Source organism: Enterococcus sp. C76 (assembly GCF_040886985.1).
In the GTDB taxonomy this organism is placed as follows: domain Bacteria; phylum Bacillota; class Bacilli; order Lactobacillales; family Enterococcaceae; genus Enterococcus_B; species Enterococcus_B lactis.
This window is the reverse complement of sequence record NZ_JBFOEY010000014.1, coordinates 1-18,891: the sequence shown is the minus strand read 5'-3', so window position 1 is coordinate 18,891 and position 18,891 is coordinate 1. Positions and strand designations below refer to the sequence as shown.

Here is an 18,891-nt window from a genome sequence, read left to right as displayed (position 1 = left end):
CGAAAAAAGGAGTCAATTTATGAAGCAAAAGTTAGTAAAGAAATGGAAAAAAATCTCAAGTTTCTTCATTGAACAAGCAGATCGATTTTATCGATTTGCTCTTTTTTTTACGATTAGTTTAGCGCTTTTTTTTGCTATACCTTCAATACTATTAGGTACTGAAAAAGACTTAGCAGATACTCCAATTGGTGTAAGTCACAGTATAAATTTGAAAGGAATAACACTCACACAGTTAGAAAGAGGATACAATGAACAAACTCATTACGCTGAAATTTTACTGAAGGCTGATGGCAAAATGCCAGAAGGTGGGAAGTTAGAAATGGTAGCTTCTGAATCTAAAACAGAGCAAAAGGTTTCACATAAGTTAATTCGATTAACTGAAAACTATTACCTTATTCAATTAGAAAATATACCTTCAAAGTGGAAATCCATTGTGATAGATATTGGAGTCGTTTCTCCAACAAATCCTAACTTTCAGCCTAAAAATATAAATGACTTATTTGAAACTTATGGTCAAAAAGAAGCTAAATCGGATGAAGAGACTGTTCAAGATGCTTTGTTTATGAATCGTAAAAAAGTACCAATAGATAATCAAGCGAAACCACAAAATGAAGAAAAATATCTTGAAAAATGTTTACGACTACAGATTGAAGAATCAGAAAAATTAATCAAAACCAATAAAGTTTTGATTCGTCAAAGTGAAAATTATATCTCTGGTTTAGAAAAAGAAATAAAAGAACTCGAAGCTGAAAAACGCTATGAAACTAAAACGGAAATTGAATCAACAAATCAAGAAATTCAGGATCGGCAATCTAAAATTGAATCATATCAAAGTAAAATTTCTGAAGCCAAAGCAAACAATGAGGAACTAAACGAAAAAATTGTAAAAGTAAATGAACAGATTAATGATTATTCTAAAAATGAAAAATAGAGGATGGTTTAGCCTACACCAAATTGATGAAATGAGTGAATCAATTTGGTGAATAGATGCACCAATTCGGTGAATGTTACACCGATATGGTGAAAATATCTATTTTTGTGCCACACGCAAAAAGCCCGACACTGTCGGGTTGGGGACGATTTTGTCCCCCTTTTTGTCTTATGCTCTTGAACTGTAATTGCAAATTACATTTTGTAACGAAAGAGAGGGATATTTTTTGATACGATTTGCATTTTGTTTGTTGATCATTTTGATATTGGCTAGCTGCATTGTTTATTCGTTTTACTACTTTTTTGCAAATAATGCAGATAATCTAAAGCTATTTTTTTCCAGAATGAAGAGAAGAGGTGGAAGAAAGAATGACTGAAGTTCGTTTGCGCAATGTAGATGATGATGAGTGGGAACAATTTAAAATATTTTGTAAGAAAAATGATAAGAAGCCTTATGAGATGTTAAGAAAAATGATTCGAGAGGCAGGACGTTTTGAAACAGTTATAAATACAGAAGTACGAATGAAGGCAATTATAGATGAAGTGGTTGCGCATTTGGATTTAAATACACAGGCCTATTTATTAAATGTAGAACAAGGGCAACTTCCTTTGGTAAAAGAAATGATATTGGAGGATGATGATAATGAGTCGCTGTACAGTTCGGATGAATGAACAAACAGAAAAAATTGTTGATGAGTTATTAGATAAATATGGCGGAAGCAAATCAGAAGCTATCAATTTATTAGCAGATCATTACTTGAAATTGGAAGAAAAGAATTACGAGCTTCAAGAAAGAATTGATGAAGAACGGAAGCTGAGAAAAAGTTTATTGCGAAATATCGAAGAAAAAGTTGATGTACTTTATGAAGTTGAAAATACTCGGTTACATGTAGAAAACTTGCCAGCTTTACGAAACTCTACTCAAGAAAAAGCTAATTTAATTGCAGAAACTGAATTGTATCTAGAAGAAAAAAGAAGGAATGAAATTTTTCGTCATTTTGAAAAGCGAGTTGTTGATTAATGGGTAGTCCAGGAATAATCATGACAGGAAAGTTTGCTCGCCCTGGATCTTCAGCTTTTCAATCATATATTGATTATATGGATAGAGAAGAAGCTATCCGAAATGAAGCTTACGATTCCTATTCGGCATTTACAAATAAAGAAGGAACAAATGCAACGTATGAAGGTGATGAGGAAGAAACGCTTGAAGGTTATATTCGATACATGGCAAATCCAAATAAAACGTCAAGACTTTTTTCAAATGATAAACACCGATTAGACGAAAATGATGTGAAAGAAATGAAGAAACAATTTACAGCGGCTGCTAAGAATGGAAGTGTCATGTGGCAAGATGTTTTTTCATTCGATAATCAATGGCTTGTTCAGCATGGCTATCTCGACCCGAAAACAAATCAATTAGACGAAGAAAAAATACATTATGCTGTCCGTTTAGCAATGACTACTATGTTAGAAGAAGAGAAGATGAGTACGTCAGCAGTTTGGACAGCTTCTATTCATTACAATACAGATAATATCCATGTTCATGTCGCAACAGTTGAACCATATCCTACGAGAGAATTAAAAACATTTATTGATTCAGAAACAGGGGAGAAAGTGACAGAAGTAAAAGGATATCGATCGAAAAAAACGATACGAAAAATGAAGTCTTCTTTTGCAAATCAATTATTGGGACTACAAAAAGAACGAGCCCAAATAGATTCTCTGAAGAAAATAATGATTGAGGGAATACGCTCAGAACAAGGCAAAAAACAATTACACGAGATGTCACAAAATTTGATTCGAGTGGCTGAGAAATTACCTCCACAAAAAGGCTATCAAAAATATGGCTATGCGGAAAAGTTTGGCTTTAAACAAGAGTTGGACAAAGTAATAAAAAAATATATTTCAACAAATTATCCAGAACTTTTTCAAGAAATCATTCAAAAACAAACTGAAATTCAAGTTGAGGAAGAAGCCGCTTTTGGAGAAGGAAGAAACAGCTCTGAAAATAAGCTAAACACACTATTTACTCGACTCGGTAATACGATTTTAAAAGAAATCCAATTGATGGATCTATCACCAAAAAGAAAGCAAGTAAATGGGAATTTAAATCAATCAATACTTGATGATGTGCAACAAAACAGTCAGTTAAGGATAGGCGAAAACAAAAATGAACCTTCTGAAGCTTTTCAACGAGCGCTCGAATTGATTGCAAAAAATCCTTATAGACACCGAGCGAATGAACCACCTGTTTTAGAAAATCTATTGTCTTATATTCGTTCAGAGGAACAAGAACTCGAAAAAGTTGAACAGAAAATAGACGAGATAGATACTCAAAAAGAAACACTAAAGAAACAATTAAAAGAGCAAGTGCAGAACAATCAGAGTATCACTATGGAGGATGTAGAAAAACTACCGATTCCACCAAATATGCAACAACATATTTTTACTATTTCAAAACAGGAATTGCTTTCTGAACAAGAATTGGATGATCAGATTGAAGACATGGTGGAACAGATTCTACCCAAAAAACAGTCTATATCAGATTATCAAAAAGAATTTATTAAAAGTATGAAAGAAGCTGTTGAAAAAATTGAAACCAATCCTTTTCGACACAAAGAAAATGAGCCACCGACAAAGGAAGAGTGGGCGAGATATATCAAAACATTACAATCAACCATTCCTAATAATCAAGATTCATACGAAAAATTCTTTGAAGAGCAGCCAAAAGAATTGAAAGCTATTTATCAGGAATCTAAAAAAGAATCAAAAAGGAATGGTCTTAATAAAACGATTCACTCGAAAAAAAGAAAGCCTAAATTTACACAAAAGGAACGAATGAAATTACAAAAAGAGTGGCGTAAAAAAGTAGAAAACAGAAGACAATTTTATCAATTGCAGAGAACATTAAGAGATCAAACGCAACAATGGCAAAATGAACGATTTTATGAAAGAAATATCTTAGATTTATCTATTTAGTAAAAGAACAGCTCAATTTTATTGGGTTGTTCTTTTATTTTTAGGAGGAATTGTTATGGCTTATTATTCACCGGATCAAGTCAAAGAAGCACGTAACTCAAATATATTAGAATATATGATTTCAAAAGGAGAACCATTTCAAAGACAAGGAAACTATTACCGACACGCTGAACATTCTAGTTGGGTTTTCGATAATCGAAATAAAGTGATGTATTTCAATAAAGAGACAAACCAAACTGCAGTTAGTAGTTGTATTATCTTGGCGATGAAAGTATATGATTTTACGTTTGAAGAAGCTATGGCAGATATATTAGGAACAGAAGTATCTATTTTATCTGAAGCTGACTATCAAATAAAAGATAATGAACCATTAAATTACAAAAGAGATATTAAAGAAAGTAAAGATTTTTCAGATGTATTTTTTTATCTATCAAAAGAAAGAGAAATAGATCCAGAAATAGTTACGTTGTTTAATCGTGCAAATTTGATTGGTGAGGATGTTCATAAAAATATTATCTTTAAAATGTTTGATAGGACACAGCCAACTAATTCTGAAATTGTTGGTATTGAATTACGTGGAACAAGATTTTTACCGGAAGAAAAGCGACTGATTAAAGACAGACCATATTACTTATATCAACACCCAGGGAATCAAAAGGATTCTATGTTTTATGCTAGTTTAAATTCCAAATTACCAACAAAAGAAATAAAAGTTTTTGAAGCACCTATTGAGGTGATGAGTTATTTATCCCTTCATAAACAAGAATATTTTTATAAGCCCACATTAAATACAGAATTTTGTGCAATGTCTGGATTAAAGCACCAAGCAGTAGAAGCTCATTTTAAGAAAGTTGTCGAGTCTAACCGAAAATTGACTGAAGATAAAAAACAGACGGTTCCACGGATTACTTTATGTGTGAATAATGATGAAGCTGGCATTGATTTCATTGATCGATTTAAAAATTTCTTAGGTAAAAAAGGGTATTCAGATACTTTTATTAATCAGTATGTTCGAGTAGAGTTGCCGGTATCTCAGTTGGGAAAGTCTGAAAGTTTTGACTTCAATGATCAGTTAAAAGAAGTCAATCAACTTAAAAAGTTAGAACTAGAAATATCCAATGAAGAAGAACACGTGATGGTATGAGTGTGATGAGGATAAAAACATGAAATTTAAAATATTAGTTGTTTTATCGGGATTAGCCTTGCTGGTTTTTCCTTTTTTTCTTACGTTAAATATGATGATGGAAATGATTGCTTCGATTGGTGCAAGTGGAGATAGTAGTTCATATTCTGAAGGCACATTTACTGGAGAGTATACAGAAGACTTACCTATTTTTGAAGAAATAAAAGGACGTGGGCCGATAACGGATGAACATGCACGATTCGCTGTCGGAGCGGCAGTCAAATACAAATTATTACCTTCAGTAATTCTTTCTCAATTAGGTTGGGAAAGTGCTTATGGACAATCTTATTCGGGTAAAAATGATAACAATTTTTTCGGTATTACTTGGTACGTAGGATGTCCTTATCCAAAAGGAAGTGCGAGAGGTGTCGGTGGTAGCGAAGGAGGAAATTATATGAAGTTTCCTAATGCAAAGGCATGCTATTCATATTATGGGTATATGGTAGCTACTCAATCAAATTTCAATGCTTGTGTTGGAAACAAAGATCCTGGTCAATGTTTATTGATTCTAGGACGTGGTGGATATGCAGCTGCTGGAATAACCGAAGGAAGTGCATATTATCAAGGTGCAATGGGAATAATTAAATCTTATAAGCTAACGGAGTATGATGAATTTGCTATTAGCAAATGGGGATCAATGGGCTCTTCTTCAAGTGGAGATAGTTCAGGAAGCTTAGGTGGAGGTTGGTTTAATCCATTCCCTGGATCAAGTTTAGATAAAGGATCTTTCTTAGGGGGACAATTATTTGGAAAAAATCCTGGTGGAGAGTTTCGATTAAACGGATTTCATAACGGCTTAGATTTTGGATCAATTGATCACCCTGGAAATGAAATTCATGCAGTACATGCAGGAACTGTTACTTTTGTAGGTAACCCAAGTATTGCAGCTTTAGGAGCATGTGTCATTGTAATTAAAGATGGTGATTTGAGTATGGTTTATCAAGAATTTGCTTCGTCACCAGGAAATGCTCGTGTTAAAGTAGGTGACAAAATTAAAGCAGGACAAGTAATAGGAATAAGAGATACGGCACATTTACACTTAGGGTTTACCAAAAGTGATTGGTATGCTGCACAGGCTTCAGCATTTACAAATGATGGTGTTTGGTTAGATCCGTTGCCTTATTTACAACAAAGTGGAAAGTAGGAGAGAAGATTGAAAAAAGTTATATTACTCAGTTTACTAGCGGTTCTTTTTCTTTCGGGTTGTCATAAAAAAGAGGAAACGAAAGTAACAGATACAAATACAAGTCAGTCAACTATGCTTTCGGAAGATTCAACGACTGAAACAAGTAAAGAACTAGAAAATCCGCGTCCTATGCTATTAACATTTGGAAATAAGTTTTTAAATTTCAATTCATTAAAGGAACGGAATCAATCAGTTAAAGAATATATGACAGAAAAATGCCAAGAAGAGAATGGCATTAATGTTGATTTAGATGCTAAATTTCGTAGTGTAGGAAAAATTGTCAAAGTGTTTCAAGATACAGATAGCGAAAAGCAATATGCATTATTGGGTGAAGAAGATAGTCGTGGTGTGAAAAATGAAGTTCTATTTGTTGTTCAACTGATTGAAGAAGATGGCCAATATAAAATTGATAATTTTCGCTATGAGCAACTTCATGTACATTGAATAATACTAAAAAAAGAATGGAGATGAAATACCAAAATATATGGGAATTTTTACAACAAATAGAATGATGAGTAGTATTTGACTGAATATAAAAATTATAACAATTATATGAATGCGATAAAATGGAGGAAAACATGTCAGATAAAATGAATAATGGCTATCATAACAAAGCAATGCCTAAAATTGAAAAAGGAATGTGGCAAGTAGAGGATCATACACAAGGTGAAGAATGTGTGGAGGAATTGATGTTTATGATGAAAGATAAATATCATGAATTTTCTTTAGGATTATCAACTGTTTTAAAGTGTTTAGCAATTGCAGAAAAAGAAGGGTATGTTCCGCCTTTGTCAGATGATTGGTGGCTTCAAATTCGTCAAATTTGATGGGAAAGGGAGATCGAATGGATTCTTTCAAAACTAAAGTAGGATTTAATAAAGTGTATAGGATAACGCCTGCTAACTATGAAAAACAAAAAAAAGAAGACCGTACGTACTAGAAAGAGAAGGAAGGGATTCCTATTATGCCGTTTGTCCGGAGGGCGATAATCCAATTCAGTATATTTTTTAGAAGAGAAGTTCAATTATTTTAAACTTTGTTCATTTTCAGTCATTAACGATTATATACATTGTAAAATTTGGTTTTACATGGTAAAATTCTTTGTGAAGAGGAGGAATGTAGAATGATTAATGTAACAGCTAGAAAAGTTGGTAATTCAATCTCTATTTCAATTCCTAAACAATATCAAGTTGAAGCAGGAACAGAGTATGTCACCTATAAGTCTAAAAATGGCGGATTGATTTTTACACCAAAAATTAAAAATCCATTTTTATCAGATGAATCTTTTCAAAAGGCTGAAGATGAGGAATGGCAATTTTTAGCCCAGGAGGAGATAGAAAAAGATGTATGAACCGCAACAAGGTGATCTCATATGGTTGAATTTTACGCCTTCTTTTGGAAGAGAGATGAGGGGGAAACACCCAGCACTGGTTGTTTCTTCCAATGCGTATAATCGAAAAACGAATTATATTATTGTGTGTCCAATTACTTCAGGAGGAAATGATTTTTCTGGTTATATTCCATTACATGGATATAAGATACATGGAAGAATAAATGCGACACAAATTCATAGCTTCGATACTGATCGAATTGTGAGCAAAGAATTTATTGATCGTTTAAGAGGAGAAGACTTTTTATTAGTGAAACAAATCTTAGATTATTCACTAGAAATTGATTTTTGATGATTGTTAAAAACTGAATAGAAAAGGGTACGCCTTTTCTAAGGAGGGGCGTATCCGCTCCTCCTTCTTTTATCTTTATGGGAGGAGAAAACATGAACAAGCAAAAACAAGAAAACTTGAAACAATTATTTAAAGAAACATTTCAACAAGTTACAACTGACTCTGAATCTTTCATTCAATTTCTTAATCAAATTAAGTTGCTGCATAAGTATGATTTATCGAGCCAACTCTTTATTCATGGTCAAAAGCCACATGCGACTCATATTGCAGACTTTGATACATGGAAAGCTTTAGGTAGATATGTAAAAAAAGGGGAGAAGGCTATTACGGTAATGCAGCTTGAACAAAATCGCATGACTATTAGCCATTATTTTGATGTATCTCAAACTGTTGGGAAAGAGATCCAATTTCCTGATTACTTATTAACTGATGAAAAATGGTCGATCTTTTTTTCTCAAGAGATTCAAGATCAAATCGATGAACAAATTGATTTTAATATTGATCCAACTATTCGTCGGTTATCTATAGATTTAGGAGTATCTTTAGCCCAAAGTAAGAGTTTAGGAGCTGAAATCCCTAAAATAAAGGATACAGAGCTGACTCAGTTACAAAATTTTTCTTTATTTGTTGAAATTCTAACGAATGCCAATAAAATCAATCAATTTCTTAGTAAAGAAATTTTAGTCTATAAAAAAGAAAGGGAGAGAGAAGATGAACTTAGAATACTACGAGAACGAGACAGGGCAATTGATTCCGAAAATCGAGTATCCAGACAACGAACCACTAGGGAGATTTGGGAAAATAGCCGTCAACAAGCTTCAGGAAGAGAATCCAGTGGAATATCAAATCAAGTTGATGGAAGGCGAACTAATGAAGTGGGGTCACGAGATCGACAAGAAGGTATGGGACAGAGCAACCGAATTGATGGAAGCGTTGGAAGAAGCCAATCCACTGACACCAGCTCAACGAGTGAACTTCGAAGAAAAAGCGAAGATTCTAACACAGTTTCGGGAACAAGCAGTCGAAATCGCAATGAGCGAGATTCTATAGAATTAAGATCCCATTCAGATACGAAAGACTTTGAGGTAAGTAATTCTTCAGAGTCTTTTTTTGTTGTGAAAAATTCTGACTATAAAGAAATTACTCCAGACTTTACAGAGGAAGAATTGACTGATGTGTTAAAAAGAGGATCAGGAACACAAAATGGGAAAATTCGTATCTATCAGCTGTATCAAAGAACGCTTTCTAAAAAAGAACGTATGGACTTTTTAAAAGAAGAATATGGATGGTATGGTTCTACGCTAGAGTTACAAGGTTCTTCTTTTTCTATGATGGATTCTCGACCTAATAAAGGAATTACACTCATTAAAAAAATTGCTAATGAAGATTATGAACGTGTGATGAAATGGTCAGAAGTTGAGGAACGAATTGGGCTATTGATTCGTCAAAATGAGTATCTAACTGAAGAAGAACTTGGAGTTGTACATTCGAAGAAAGAAGAATCAGCTAAAGAAGAGCTTAATCAAACGGATACTGAAGCAGAGGAATTAACGCTATTTGATTTAGAAGAAATAGAAACAGAAGAAAAAACTGATGTAATCGAAGAATCTGGAGCAAAAGTAACATTTATTCCGAAAACAGAAGCTAAAAAAGAGACAATCAGTCATGATGAACCGACGTTTGAACAACTTTATAGGAATAAAACAATCGGCTTTTCTTTTGAGAATATCGCCATTAATCAATTTTATCCGATTAAAGCAAGAGAAAAAGTTAAAGCCAATATTGAAGCCATTCGGTTATCAAAAGAAATTAGTCAGACACCTGGTCGAATCGCTACCGACAAAGAACAAGAAGTTCTTGCAAAATATGTCGGTTGGGGTGGTTTGGCTGCGATTTTTGACGAACGTGATGACCAATACCTAAGTGAACGAAATCAGCTAAAAGTCTTGTTATCTGCAGAGGACTATCGAGCAGCTAGAGAAAGCGTATTGACTGCTTATTATACTGATCCACGTATTATTCAAGCAATTTATCAAAAAATTGAAGCGATGGGCTTTAAAGGTGGCACAATTTTAGATCCTTCGACAGGAACAGGGAATTTCTTTTCGGCTATGCCAAAAACAATCAGAGAAAATTCCACACTTTATGGGGTGGAATTAGACCCAATTACTGGGAAAATTGCGCAACAATTACACCCTGACGCTAACATTGAAATCACAGGTTTTGAAAAGACACCTTTAAATAAAGACAAATTTGATTTAGTTATTAGTAATATCCCTTTTGATAATTTCAAAATTGAAGATGCTAACTATTCTAAAAAATATGCGATTCACGATTACTTTATCAAAAAAGCCATTGATAGCACAAAAGAGGGTGGAATTGTAGCGGTTATCACGTCGATGTCGACAATGGATAAATCAGATTCTTCTATTAGAAGAGAATATGCCGAAAAAGCTGATTTATTAGGTGCTATTCGCTTACCAAGCAATGCGTTTAAGAAAATTGCGGGAACGGATGTTGTGACGGATATTCTTTTCTTCCAGAAGAACTCTGAACGAGAATTAAAGTATTCTCCAAATTGGGTCTTTAACGGATCAGATCCAGAAATACCAGGAGTGATAATGAATAATTACTTTATTCGTCACAAAGAGATGGTCTTAGGCGATTTAGCTATCAAGAATTTTAGAGGTCAAACATTAACGGTCAAACCACGTGAAGAAAATTTAATTGATCATTTAAATCAAGCATTCTTGAATTTTGATGGTCAACTAAATGTATCAAAGAAAGAAGAAATGATTGAATTATCTTCTAAAGAAACAGAAGTATCGGAAACAGAAATTCCATTATTTAACTATGGCATTGTTCATAATGAAATATTCTACAATAATGCTGGAGAGATTGAAAAATATTCCGGTTCTCAAAAAGCAACAGAACAAATTAAAGGATTAATTGAAATCAAAGAGTCCTTGATTTCTGTGATTGAAATACAACGGAATACAGAATATTCACAGGAAGAGTTCCAGCTTTCTTTAAACAAGCTCAATGCTCGTTATGATGCATTTGTATCAACATATGGTTCGATTGATAAGGTATGGAAAGTATTTAGTCGTGATGAGTATTGTCCGCTTTTAAAAGCGATTGAAATCGTACAAGAAGATGGAACCGTTCAAAAAGATGATATTTTCTTTCAAGCAACGATTCGACAAATGGATGAAGTTACGCAAGTTGATTCAGCACAAGAAGCCTTACAATTATCAATTAATCGTCAAATGAAGGTTGATCTTGACTATATGCTGTCTATTTATCCAAAAGATAAAGCAACAATCATTGAAGAATTAGAGGATTCAATTTTTGTCAATCCTATTAAGTACCAGGGAGATATCTTTGGTGATGTATGGGAAACTCGTGAAGAGTATCTAAGTGGGGATGTCAAACAGAAATTAGCAGAAGCGAAGTTAGCGATAGAATCTTATCCAGACGTCTTTCATAAAAATGTGAAGGCATTAGAAGAGTCACAGCCGAAGCCTTTGAAAGCTGGAGATATTGATTATTCTTTAGGAGCAACCTGGATACCAAGAGAAATTTATCAATCGTTTATGTATGAGTTGTTTGAGACACCCCAATACATGAAGAGGAATGGAATCATTCAAATTGAATATGATTCCTATACGTCCAAGTATTATATTCGTGGAAAAAATCGAGGCGAAAATGCGCTAACAACCAATAAATATGGAACAAGACGTGCGAATGCGTATTTGATTTTGGAAAACAGTTTAAATCTTTTAAAAGTAGAAGTACGAGATCGAGTCATTGATGAGGATGGTAAGAAACGATACGAACTCAATCCAAAAGAAACGATGTATGCACGTACGAAACAAGAAGAGCTACAAGAAACCTTTAAAAGTTGGGTGATGAATCATAGTGAGATATTGGAAGAATTACATGCAATCTATGAAGAACGGTTCAATCGAATTGTGCCGAGAAATTATGATGGCAGCCAACTAGAATTTCCTGGTCTGAACCAAAAAATCACCTTAAGACCTGCGCAACAAAACGTGGTCGCTCGAATCTTACATGAAGGAAGAGCCTTAATGGCGCACTCCGTAGGCGCAGGAAAGACTCTTTCCATGATTACGGCAGGAATGATGATGAAAGAACATGGATTGATTAAAAAACCATTGTATGTCGTTCCCAATCACTTAGTTGGGGATTTTGGGACGGAATTATTGCGTTTTTATCCCGCTAAAAAAGTGCTGATTACCACAAAAAAAGATTTTGAGAAAAATAATCGAAAAGAGTTTGTCTCTCGAATTGCTGTGGGAGAATACGACGCAGTTATTATCGGGCATAGTCAATTTGAAAAAATCACGCTCTCGCCAGAACGTCAAAAGAAAATGTTACAAGAAGAAATTGATCGAGTATCAGAAGCAGTTACAGAATATCAGATGCATAGTGACGAAGACTCCTGGTCAATTAAACAGATGATCTCCTTTGAAAAACGTTTAAATGAACGCTTAGAAAAATTGAATAAGCAAGATAAGAAAGACCATATGATTTATTTTGAAGATTTAGGAGTGGATTTCTTATTTGTAGATGAAGCGCACGTCTATAAGAATCTTTATTCTTATACGAAATTATCAAATGTAGCAGGCGTGAACTCTTCCAATAGCTTACGTGCCAGTGATATGGAAATGAAGGTCAAATATCTGTTGGAAGAGAATAATCAACGAGGTGTAGTCTTTGCGACAGGTACACCGATTTCTAACTCGATGTCTGAAATGTTTACGATGCAGAAATACCTTCAACCAGATGTATTAGAAGCGTATGGTGTGAGTCACTTTGACGCATGGGCGTCAACTTTTGGTGAAATTATTTCTTCTTTAGAGATCAACCCTGAGGGAAGCGGATATCAAATGAAGAATCGTTTTGCAAAATTTCATAATTTACCTGAATTAATGAACATGTTTAATTTAGTGGCGGATATTCAAACACCTGGAATGTTAAAACTTCCTGTACCTGAAGTGAAAACAGGAAAAGCTCAAATCATTGTTACTGAGCCGATTCAGTATCAAAAAGACAAAGTAGAAGAATTAGGGAATCGTGCAATGGCGATACGTGAAAGACAAGTGACTCCAGAAGAAGATAACATGTTAAAAATCACGAATGAAGCAAAGCTGATGGCCTTAGATCCACGTTTACTTGAAGATTATGATGAAGAAAAATATGATTCTGAAGAATTGAAACAAACCAAATTGGCTACTTGTGCCAATAAAGTATTTACCATTTGGAAAGAAACGGCAGCTGGTCGTTCTACACAAATGATTTTTTCTGATTCTGGTACACCGAATCCTAAAAAATTTAATGTTTATGATGAAATGAAACGATTATTGATGGATAAGGGGATACCAAAAGAAGAAATTGTATTTATTCATGATGCGAAAAATGACAAGCAACGAGAAGAGATGTTTGAGAAAATGCGAAAAGGAACGATTCGCATTATGCTAGGAAGCACAAGTAAAGTTGGAACAGGAACAAACGTCCAAAATAAATTGATTGCGGCACACCATATTGATTGTCCCTGGCGTCCGTCAGATATCGAGCAGCGTGATGGTCGAATTATTCGACAAGGAAATGAGAACAAAGAAGTTCAAATCTATCGTTATGTGACGAAAGGGACATTCGATAGTTTTTTGTGGCAGATCCAGGAACAAAAGCAAACCTATATCTCTCAAGTTATGTCTGGTAAAGCTATTTCTCGAAGCGTTGATGAATTGTCTGAAACAGTTTTAGATGCTTCAGAAGTCAAAGCATTAGCAACTGGTAACCCATTAATTGCAGAGAAGATGAAATTGGACAATGAGATTAGTCGTTTGAGGATGTTACAATCTTCTTTCTTGAATGAACAAGAGAGTTTAAAACGAAATGTAGAAAAAAATTACCCAAGTAAAATACGATCCATTAAACAATCGATTCACCAATTAGAGAAAGATCTTAATATGACAAAGAAGTATTCAAATAATGAATTTCAAATTCAATTGATGAATATGACTTATGATTCTCGAACGGAAGCTGCACAAAAGCTTGAACAGTTATGTCAAGCTTATAATCGTTCTGAAGAATTTATAGAAGTGGGTGCTTATCAAGGTTTTAGTATTCATTTGAAACGTAGTGAAATGCAATATGGACAATTAGAAATGAAATTGCAATCTGAAGGTGGTCGTTATACTACGCTAATTGATCCACAAGCAGGTATTGGTATGGTTCGTCGACTTGAAAATACTATACAGAGACTGCCTGAACAGATAGAAGAAAAGCAGGAGCAACTCAAAGAAACGGAAGAAAAATTAGAAATAGCAAAAAACCAGCTTGGGCAGCCTTTCCCACAAGAAGAGGAATTGAAAGAGAAGGTAGCAGAACAGACTCGAATCAATACAGAAATCGAGTGTTCACTAAGTAAGAAGACAGATGCAAAATCAATGTCTGACGAGATAGAAGAAAATGTAGAGTATGAAGCAGAATATTCTACAGAAGAAAATAATATGGAAGAAATGGAAATGTAGGGATTCCCTACATTTCTTTTAATTTTGGAGGTAATTGAAATGACAAACGAAACTTATACATTAAAGGAAATATTAACTAAATTAGAAGCAACAGAAGATGGGATATTATTGATTCCTGATTCAGACGTAGCAATCGTTGATGAACGTGATTTAGAGGTATTTGATGTTCCTGAAGCATTAGAAGATAGCAAAACCATATGTTTTTGGACGTCAGATGGGATCAGAAATTACTTTAATATCACAGATGATAAAGCAGTTTGGTTTGATAATGTGCCAAGTGAAAGTGCGACCGTTTTTGAAGGAAATGTTAAAGAGGAGATTGAAATTTTGATTGACGAAGTAACGTTTGAACCTAAGGTCTTATCAGACAGCATTATAGAATATGAAGATTCAAACTTTTATCGGGATAGAGAAATAGGAGTGGATCTAGATTTCTGAATAAACAAAATCAAATTACCAATTTGTGGCCTTTCATTCAGATAATGTTGTAGTGAATGTTTGTATATAAAGGATGATTACAAGAGGTTTTTCCTCTAGTAATGATAAAAATAAAATCATAAAAATTTCTATTGGATTGAAAAAAATAGAGGGAGGAAAGAGATGTGTTAAATGAAGAAAAGGATAAGAGGATTTATCCAGCTGAAACGTTACCAAAAGGGTGGGAATGGCACATATTCACAAATCAAAGAGGCTATTTGAAAGATCCAGAGGGTAAAACTCTTTACGAGATTGATGCGGAAATTGATACTTCCTATGTTAGCTTTACAAGTCATGAAGGGTATTTATACGGAGCAGATTCCTTTATAGAAGCTCAAAGAGAAATTGAGAAGCTAACAAATGAGCTATTACAAAAAGAACAGGAAGAAAAAATCAATCAAGAAGACGATGAAAAAATTTATCCAGCCAAAAAATTACCAGAAGGATGGAATTGGCATGTTTATGATGATGGAAGTGGTCACTTGGAATCACCAGAAGGAAATCATTATTGTGGATTTGAAAGACAAATGCATGGTGTGGAGTATAAAGATTTTCACACAAATATTTGGAACTGGACAAACCAAAACTTTGATGTTTTTCAACTTTCAGTAGAAAAAGAAGTCGAAGAGGCGTTAGTGAAAAAACAACCTGTTGAAGAAAGTTATGATAAATTTTATACGTTAGGAGAATTGAAACGATATGTGGATCAATCTGAAGATGGGCTATTTGAAATTCCTGAAACGCGAATGACTGTAGCGGATCAACGATATTTTGATCAACTAGAAATGTCAGAGAAAATCCAAATCTTATGTGTCTCTTCTTTAGAGACGGAGTGCGATTATTTTATTCTTACAGATAACGATACAGTTATATGGAGGGATAACTGGTCTGGAGAAGAGGATCGTATTTATAAAGGCGAAGTTTTTGAACAGATAAAATTCCAGTTTTTCGAAGAATCGTTTGAAACTATGACAAATGAATTGGCTCTGCAAACTGAATCACTAAAGTATAATGATGAAGAAGAGTGTGAATTTGAAATATGATAAAAAAACTATTTGTTTATTTTCTTTCATTTTTAAGCTTTTGTTTGCTTAGTGGCTGTCAATTAAACGACAATGTGACAACACAATTATTTAAACTTACTACAAAGGATAATTTTTCAGAAATAGGCAATAAGAATTACCAGGATGAAATAGTAAGACAAAATCGACCTGATTTTTCTTCAGAAGATTTATCACTGAAAAATGGAACATGGCAAAATTTTTCTAATCTTGATTCATTGAATAGAGTTGGAGAAGCTAACGCTATGTTGAATAGAAGTATGATGCCAACAAATGAGAGAGAACTATTATATATTAACCCTTCAGGATGGAAACAAAAAAGAATGACCAATGGAGAATGGTTGTACAATCGCTGTTATTTAATAGGTTTCCAATTAACCGGAGAGAACAATAATCCTAGAAATTTAATGACTGGTACACGATCCTTTAACACACCAGGAATGGTAGAATATGAGAATCAAATTGCTAAATATTTGAGAAGAACAGGAAATCACGTTCGCTATCGAGTAACTCCAGATTTTAGAGGAAACGAGTTAGTTTCTAGAGGTATTCAGCTTGAAGTACAAAGTATTGAGGACAATCAACTTTCTTTTAACGTATATATCAAGAATCAACAAGAAGGATACAAGATTGATTATTTAACTGGTAAATCAATAAGTAAATAGAATGTGTGAAGTATAGTTGAAAAATAAAAGCACATTATTTATAATTTATCCTCAAATTTAGAAGGTAGGAGAAATGAACAGTGAATATTGAACTTTTTCTTAAAGAAGATGAGCGCATTAAGTTATCTATCATTAGATATTTAGAGGGGCAGCCAGAAACTTTTATTAAAGTTTCTTTTTTTTGTGAAATATTAGGTATAAAATCCGCTAAATTAGTAAAGCTCTTAGAGGAATTAGAAACCGAATTGAAAGAATACAATGGAAAACCTAAAATTGAAAAAAAGGGTCTTTATATCGAAAGCAGGAATCTTAGTTTGCAGCTTATTAAAGAAGTTCAATTATCCTATTTACAAAATAATCCAACATTCTTGTATTTTAAAGATCTTTTGAAAGAAAAAGTTACTCCACAGATTTTTTGTAAAAAGTATTTTTTTTCTGAAGGTAGTGGTTTTGCAAGACAAAAAATAATAAGAACCTTTTTTTCCAATTACGATATTAACGTGAAGAATGGTTTTTTAGTAGGTAGTGAACTAAAAATTAGAAATTTATATTTTTCTTTTTTTTACGAAGTATATGAGGGAATAGATTCTCCCTTTTCAAAAGATAAGCAAAAATTTGTTAATGATTTTATTCAATTGTTAACCAACATATTTGATTTAAAAATCTCCTATATTAATAAAATAAAGCTAGAACTATTATTAGGAATTTTGATTAGTCGTTTGCAAAATAATTGCTATATATCGGAAAAAGAAGATTATTTTTTATTTGAAGATGCAAATGATATTTGGAATATAATTGAGGAATTTATCAAAAAGAGAATGTTTGTCAAAGAAGCGGAGTCTTTATTTCGTGAGTTGAAATATATATTGGGTTTTATAAAATATGAAGGTATGGACGACGTGGACATACTTATAAAAACAGATAATTTTAAGGAATCAGATTATATCAGTGAGTTAATTTCAGATTCAATTCTTCTTAAGATTAAACCAAAAGAAAAAAATAGAATTGAACAGTTTAAAAATCAGATAAAAGAAATTAATAGAAGTCACAAGATATTTGATTTTATTTTGTATTCTTTTTCTTCAAAGACACAGCTTCAAATGATACATGATGCATATCCTTATTTGAGTACAGCAATTAGCACAACATTAGATGAATACAAAGATCAATTACATTTAAGTAATTTCACAGCTAAAAATCAACTTTTCTATAAGTATACTTATTTAACTAAAACACTGTATCTAGCTAGTGATTTAAGGCAACCTGTGTACGTCTATGTTGATTTTTCTCTGGGAGAACTCTATACTCAATATATTTCTGAAGAAGTGAAAAATATGAAAGATCTCAATATCCACATTCAAAAAGATATGTCTACAGAAACAGATATTTATCTATCTGATTGTATAAGTTACAATTCTGGTGTGAAAACAGTTATCTGGAAGAAAAATCCAACAGCTGAAGACTGGAGAAAATTACGTAAAATTATTACTTTAATCTATAATCACAAAAATGATTTGTAATTTATCGGATATCATTACAAATCATATATTAACAAGCAAGTACGCTTTTGATAAAATAATGATACAACGTCCATTATTTAGGTTTTTTAGGTGCTGTCCGTTAGTGAAGTTTCAGGCAGTGCCTATCTTTTTTATTTAATATACAAATGTTATACTAAATGTGTAGTAAGTTTATGACGGTGGCTACTCAGGGGGTGATGCCTATGTGCATTTTCCTACTTCGTAGAAGGGAGTAGCATTTTTTGTCTGTTGCTGAAGCAATTGGTTTAATGATTCAATTTGGATCATTCGTCCTTGCTTTAGTCGGCATTATGCTGACAATTAGCAAAAACAACAAAAAATAAACCCGTCATAATCTTTGGCTGGATTGACGGGTTTATTTAACCTATAAAAATACTAGTCACTGTCTTAAACAGGCTACACTTTAGGGGCTATGTTTGCGCATAGCTCCTTATTTACATATAGTATAACTTAGATAGATAAAAAAGTGAAGAAATAAAGGTTAGTTTTATTTTAACAAAAACTAATCTTTATTTTTTTACATATATTTCATTTACATAAAAAAATTAAAGGAAGTGATGTCGCCAGCAACGACTACAACTTGAAAACAGCTGTCTATTAAACTATCTCTTTTTATGTATCTTTTGA

At 33.2% G+C, this 18,891-nt stretch carries 17 protein-coding genes; all 17 read left to right on the top strand.

Annotated features, from left to right (window positions below; genetic code table 11):
• The first annotated feature begins 19 nt into the window (after nt 1-19).
• The 17 genes from AB3I00_RS13570 to AB3I00_RS13490 all read left to right on the top strand — a co-directional run bounded on the left by AB3I00_RS13570 (nt 20) and on the right by AB3I00_RS13490 (nt 18,587).
• The gene (locus tag AB3I00_RS13570) at nt 20-931 is read left to right on the top strand and encodes a hypothetical protein (RefSeq protein ID WP_338350268.1); all 912 of its coding nucleotides are present in this window, start codon (nt 20-22) and stop codon (nt 929-931) included.
• Between the two features lie 368 nt (nt 932-1,299).
• Nucleotides 1,300-1,602, top strand: a complete 303-nt coding sequence (locus AB3I00_RS13565) for a hypothetical protein (RefSeq protein WP_325828473.1) — start codon at nt 1,300-1,302, stop codon at nt 1,600-1,602.
• Nucleotides 1,574-1,951: a hypothetical protein gene (locus tag AB3I00_RS13560; protein ID WP_325828472.1), complete on the top strand. Its 378-nt coding sequence runs from the start codon at nt 1,574-1,576 to the stop codon at nt 1,949-1,951. The genes AB3I00_RS13565 and AB3I00_RS13560 overlap by 29 nt, the downstream gene beginning before the upstream one ends.
• Nucleotides 1,951-3,909 (top strand): MobP2 family relaxase, encoded by a 1,959-nt coding sequence (gene mobP2, locus AB3I00_RS13555; RefSeq protein ID WP_368025473.1) that lies wholly within the window; start codon nt 1,951-1,953, stop codon nt 3,907-3,909. Before AB3I00_RS13560 ends, mobP2 begins: the two co-directional genes overlap by 1 nt.
• Nucleotides 3,910-3,964: 55 nt before the next feature.
• Nucleotides 3,965-5,053 carry a DUF3991 and TOPRIM domain-containing protein gene (locus AB3I00_RS13550; RefSeq protein WP_338350271.1) on the top strand — a complete coding sequence of 363 codons (1,089 nt, stop codon included), beginning with the start codon at nt 3,965-3,967 and terminating at the stop codon, nt 5,051-5,053.
• Between the two features lie 19 nt (nt 5,054-5,072).
• Complete coding sequence (locus AB3I00_RS13545; RefSeq protein WP_368025472.1) at nt 5,073-6,236, top strand: glucosaminidase domain-containing protein; 1,164 nt, start codon at nt 5,073-5,075, stop codon at nt 6,234-6,236.
• A 9-nt stretch (nt 6,237-6,245) separates the two neighbouring features.
• Nucleotides 6,246-6,722 (top strand): EF0163 family protein, encoded by a 477-nt coding sequence (locus tag AB3I00_RS13540; RefSeq protein WP_368025471.1) that lies wholly within the window; start codon nt 6,246-6,248, stop codon nt 6,720-6,722.
• Nucleotides 6,723-6,856: 134 nt separating this feature from the next.
• A complete protein-coding gene (locus AB3I00_RS13535) occupies nt 6,857-7,105 on the top strand; it encodes a hypothetical protein (RefSeq protein WP_325828462.1) in 249 nt (82 codons plus the stop codon).
• A 296-nt stretch (nt 7,106-7,401) separates the two neighbouring features.
• Nucleotides 7,402-7,629, top strand: a complete 228-nt coding sequence (locus tag AB3I00_RS13530) for a hypothetical protein (RefSeq protein WP_094939995.1) — start codon at nt 7,402-7,404, stop codon at nt 7,627-7,629.
• Nucleotides 7,622-7,960: a type II toxin-antitoxin system PemK/MazF family toxin gene (locus AB3I00_RS13525; protein ID WP_325828461.1), complete on the top strand. Its 339-nt coding sequence runs from the start codon at nt 7,622-7,624 to the stop codon at nt 7,958-7,960. Before AB3I00_RS13530 ends, AB3I00_RS13525 begins: the two co-directional genes overlap by 8 nt.
• Nucleotides 7,961-8,671: 711 nt before the next feature.
• Nucleotides 8,672-9,010, top strand: coding sequence for a TnpV protein (locus tag AB3I00_RS13520; protein WP_368025470.1), 339 nt, complete (start codon nt 8,672-8,674; stop codon nt 9,008-9,010).
• A 209-nt stretch (nt 9,011-9,219) separates the two neighbouring features.
• Complete coding sequence (locus tag AB3I00_RS13515) at nt 9,220-14,520, top strand: helicase-related protein (RefSeq protein ID WP_368025503.1); 5,301 nt, start codon at nt 9,220-9,222, stop codon at nt 14,518-14,520.
• Nucleotides 14,521-14,559: 39 nt separating this feature from the next.
• Nucleotides 14,560-14,958 carry a hypothetical protein gene (locus AB3I00_RS13510; protein WP_368025469.1) on the top strand — a complete coding sequence of 133 codons (399 nt, stop codon included), beginning with the start codon at nt 14,560-14,562 and terminating at the stop codon, nt 14,956-14,958.
• A gap of 164 nt (nt 14,959-15,122) precedes the next feature.
• Complete coding sequence (locus AB3I00_RS13505) at nt 15,123-16,040, top strand: hypothetical protein (RefSeq protein WP_368025468.1); 918 nt, start codon at nt 15,123-15,125, stop codon at nt 16,038-16,040.
• Nucleotides 16,037-16,723 (top strand): DNA/RNA non-specific endonuclease, encoded by a 687-nt coding sequence (locus AB3I00_RS13500; protein ID WP_368025467.1) that lies wholly within the window; start codon nt 16,037-16,039, stop codon nt 16,721-16,723. The genes AB3I00_RS13505 and AB3I00_RS13500 overlap by 4 nt, the downstream gene beginning before the upstream one ends.
• A gap of 80 nt (nt 16,724-16,803) precedes the next feature.
• Nucleotides 16,804-18,243: a helix-turn-helix domain-containing protein gene (locus AB3I00_RS13495; protein ID WP_368025466.1), complete on the top strand. Its 1,440-nt coding sequence runs from the start codon at nt 16,804-16,806 to the stop codon at nt 18,241-18,243.
• A gap of 242 nt (nt 18,244-18,485) precedes the next feature.
• On the top strand, nt 18,486-18,587 hold the full coding sequence (locus AB3I00_RS13490; protein WP_143351974.1) for a putative holin-like toxin: 102 nt from the start codon (nt 18,486-18,488) through the stop codon (nt 18,585-18,587).
• Nucleotides 18,588-18,891: the final 304 nt, after the last annotated feature.

What these genes read in the sequence shown, in the direction of transcription:
- AB3I00_RS13510 (WP_368025469.1), top strand. Translation starts at nt 14,560, where the DNA reads ATGACAAACGAAACTTATACATTAAAGGAAATATTAACTAAATTAGAA.
- AB3I00_RS13535 (WP_325828462.1), top strand. Translation starts at nt 6,857, where the DNA reads ATGTCAGATAAAATGAATAATGGCTATCATAACAAAGCAATGCCTAAA.
- AB3I00_RS13545 (WP_368025472.1), top strand. Translation starts at nt 5,073, where the DNA reads ATGAAATTTAAAATATTAGTTGTTTTATCGGGATTAGCCTTGCTGGTT.
- AB3I00_RS13500 (WP_368025467.1), top strand. Translation starts at nt 16,037, where the DNA reads ATGATAAAAAAACTATTTGTTTATTTTCTTTCATTTTTAAGCTTTTGT.
- AB3I00_RS13550 (WP_338350271.1), top strand. Translation starts at nt 3,965, where the DNA reads ATGGCTTATTATTCACCGGATCAAGTCAAAGAAGCACGTAACTCAAAT.
- AB3I00_RS13530 (WP_094939995.1), top strand. Translation starts at nt 7,402, where the DNA reads ATGATTAATGTAACAGCTAGAAAAGTTGGTAATTCAATCTCTATTTCA.
- AB3I00_RS13570 (WP_338350268.1), top strand. Translation starts at nt 20, where the DNA reads ATGAAGCAAAAGTTAGTAAAGAAATGGAAAAAAATCTCAAGTTTCTTC.
- AB3I00_RS13515 (WP_368025503.1), top strand. Translation starts at nt 9,220, where the DNA reads ATGGACTTTTTAAAAGAAGAATATGGATGGTATGGTTCTACGCTAGAG.
- AB3I00_RS13525 (WP_325828461.1), top strand. Translation starts at nt 7,622, where the DNA reads ATGTATGAACCGCAACAAGGTGATCTCATATGGTTGAATTTTACGCCT.
- AB3I00_RS13520 (WP_368025470.1), top strand. Translation starts at nt 8,672, where the DNA reads ATGAACTTAGAATACTACGAGAACGAGACAGGGCAATTGATTCCGAAA.
- mobP2 (WP_368025473.1), top strand. Translation starts at nt 1,951, where the DNA reads ATGGGTAGTCCAGGAATAATCATGACAGGAAAGTTTGCTCGCCCTGGA.
- AB3I00_RS13560 (WP_325828472.1), top strand. Translation starts at nt 1,574, where the DNA reads ATGAGTCGCTGTACAGTTCGGATGAATGAACAAACAGAAAAAATTGTT.
- AB3I00_RS13565 (WP_325828473.1), top strand. Translation starts at nt 1,300, where the DNA reads ATGACTGAAGTTCGTTTGCGCAATGTAGATGATGATGAGTGGGAACAA.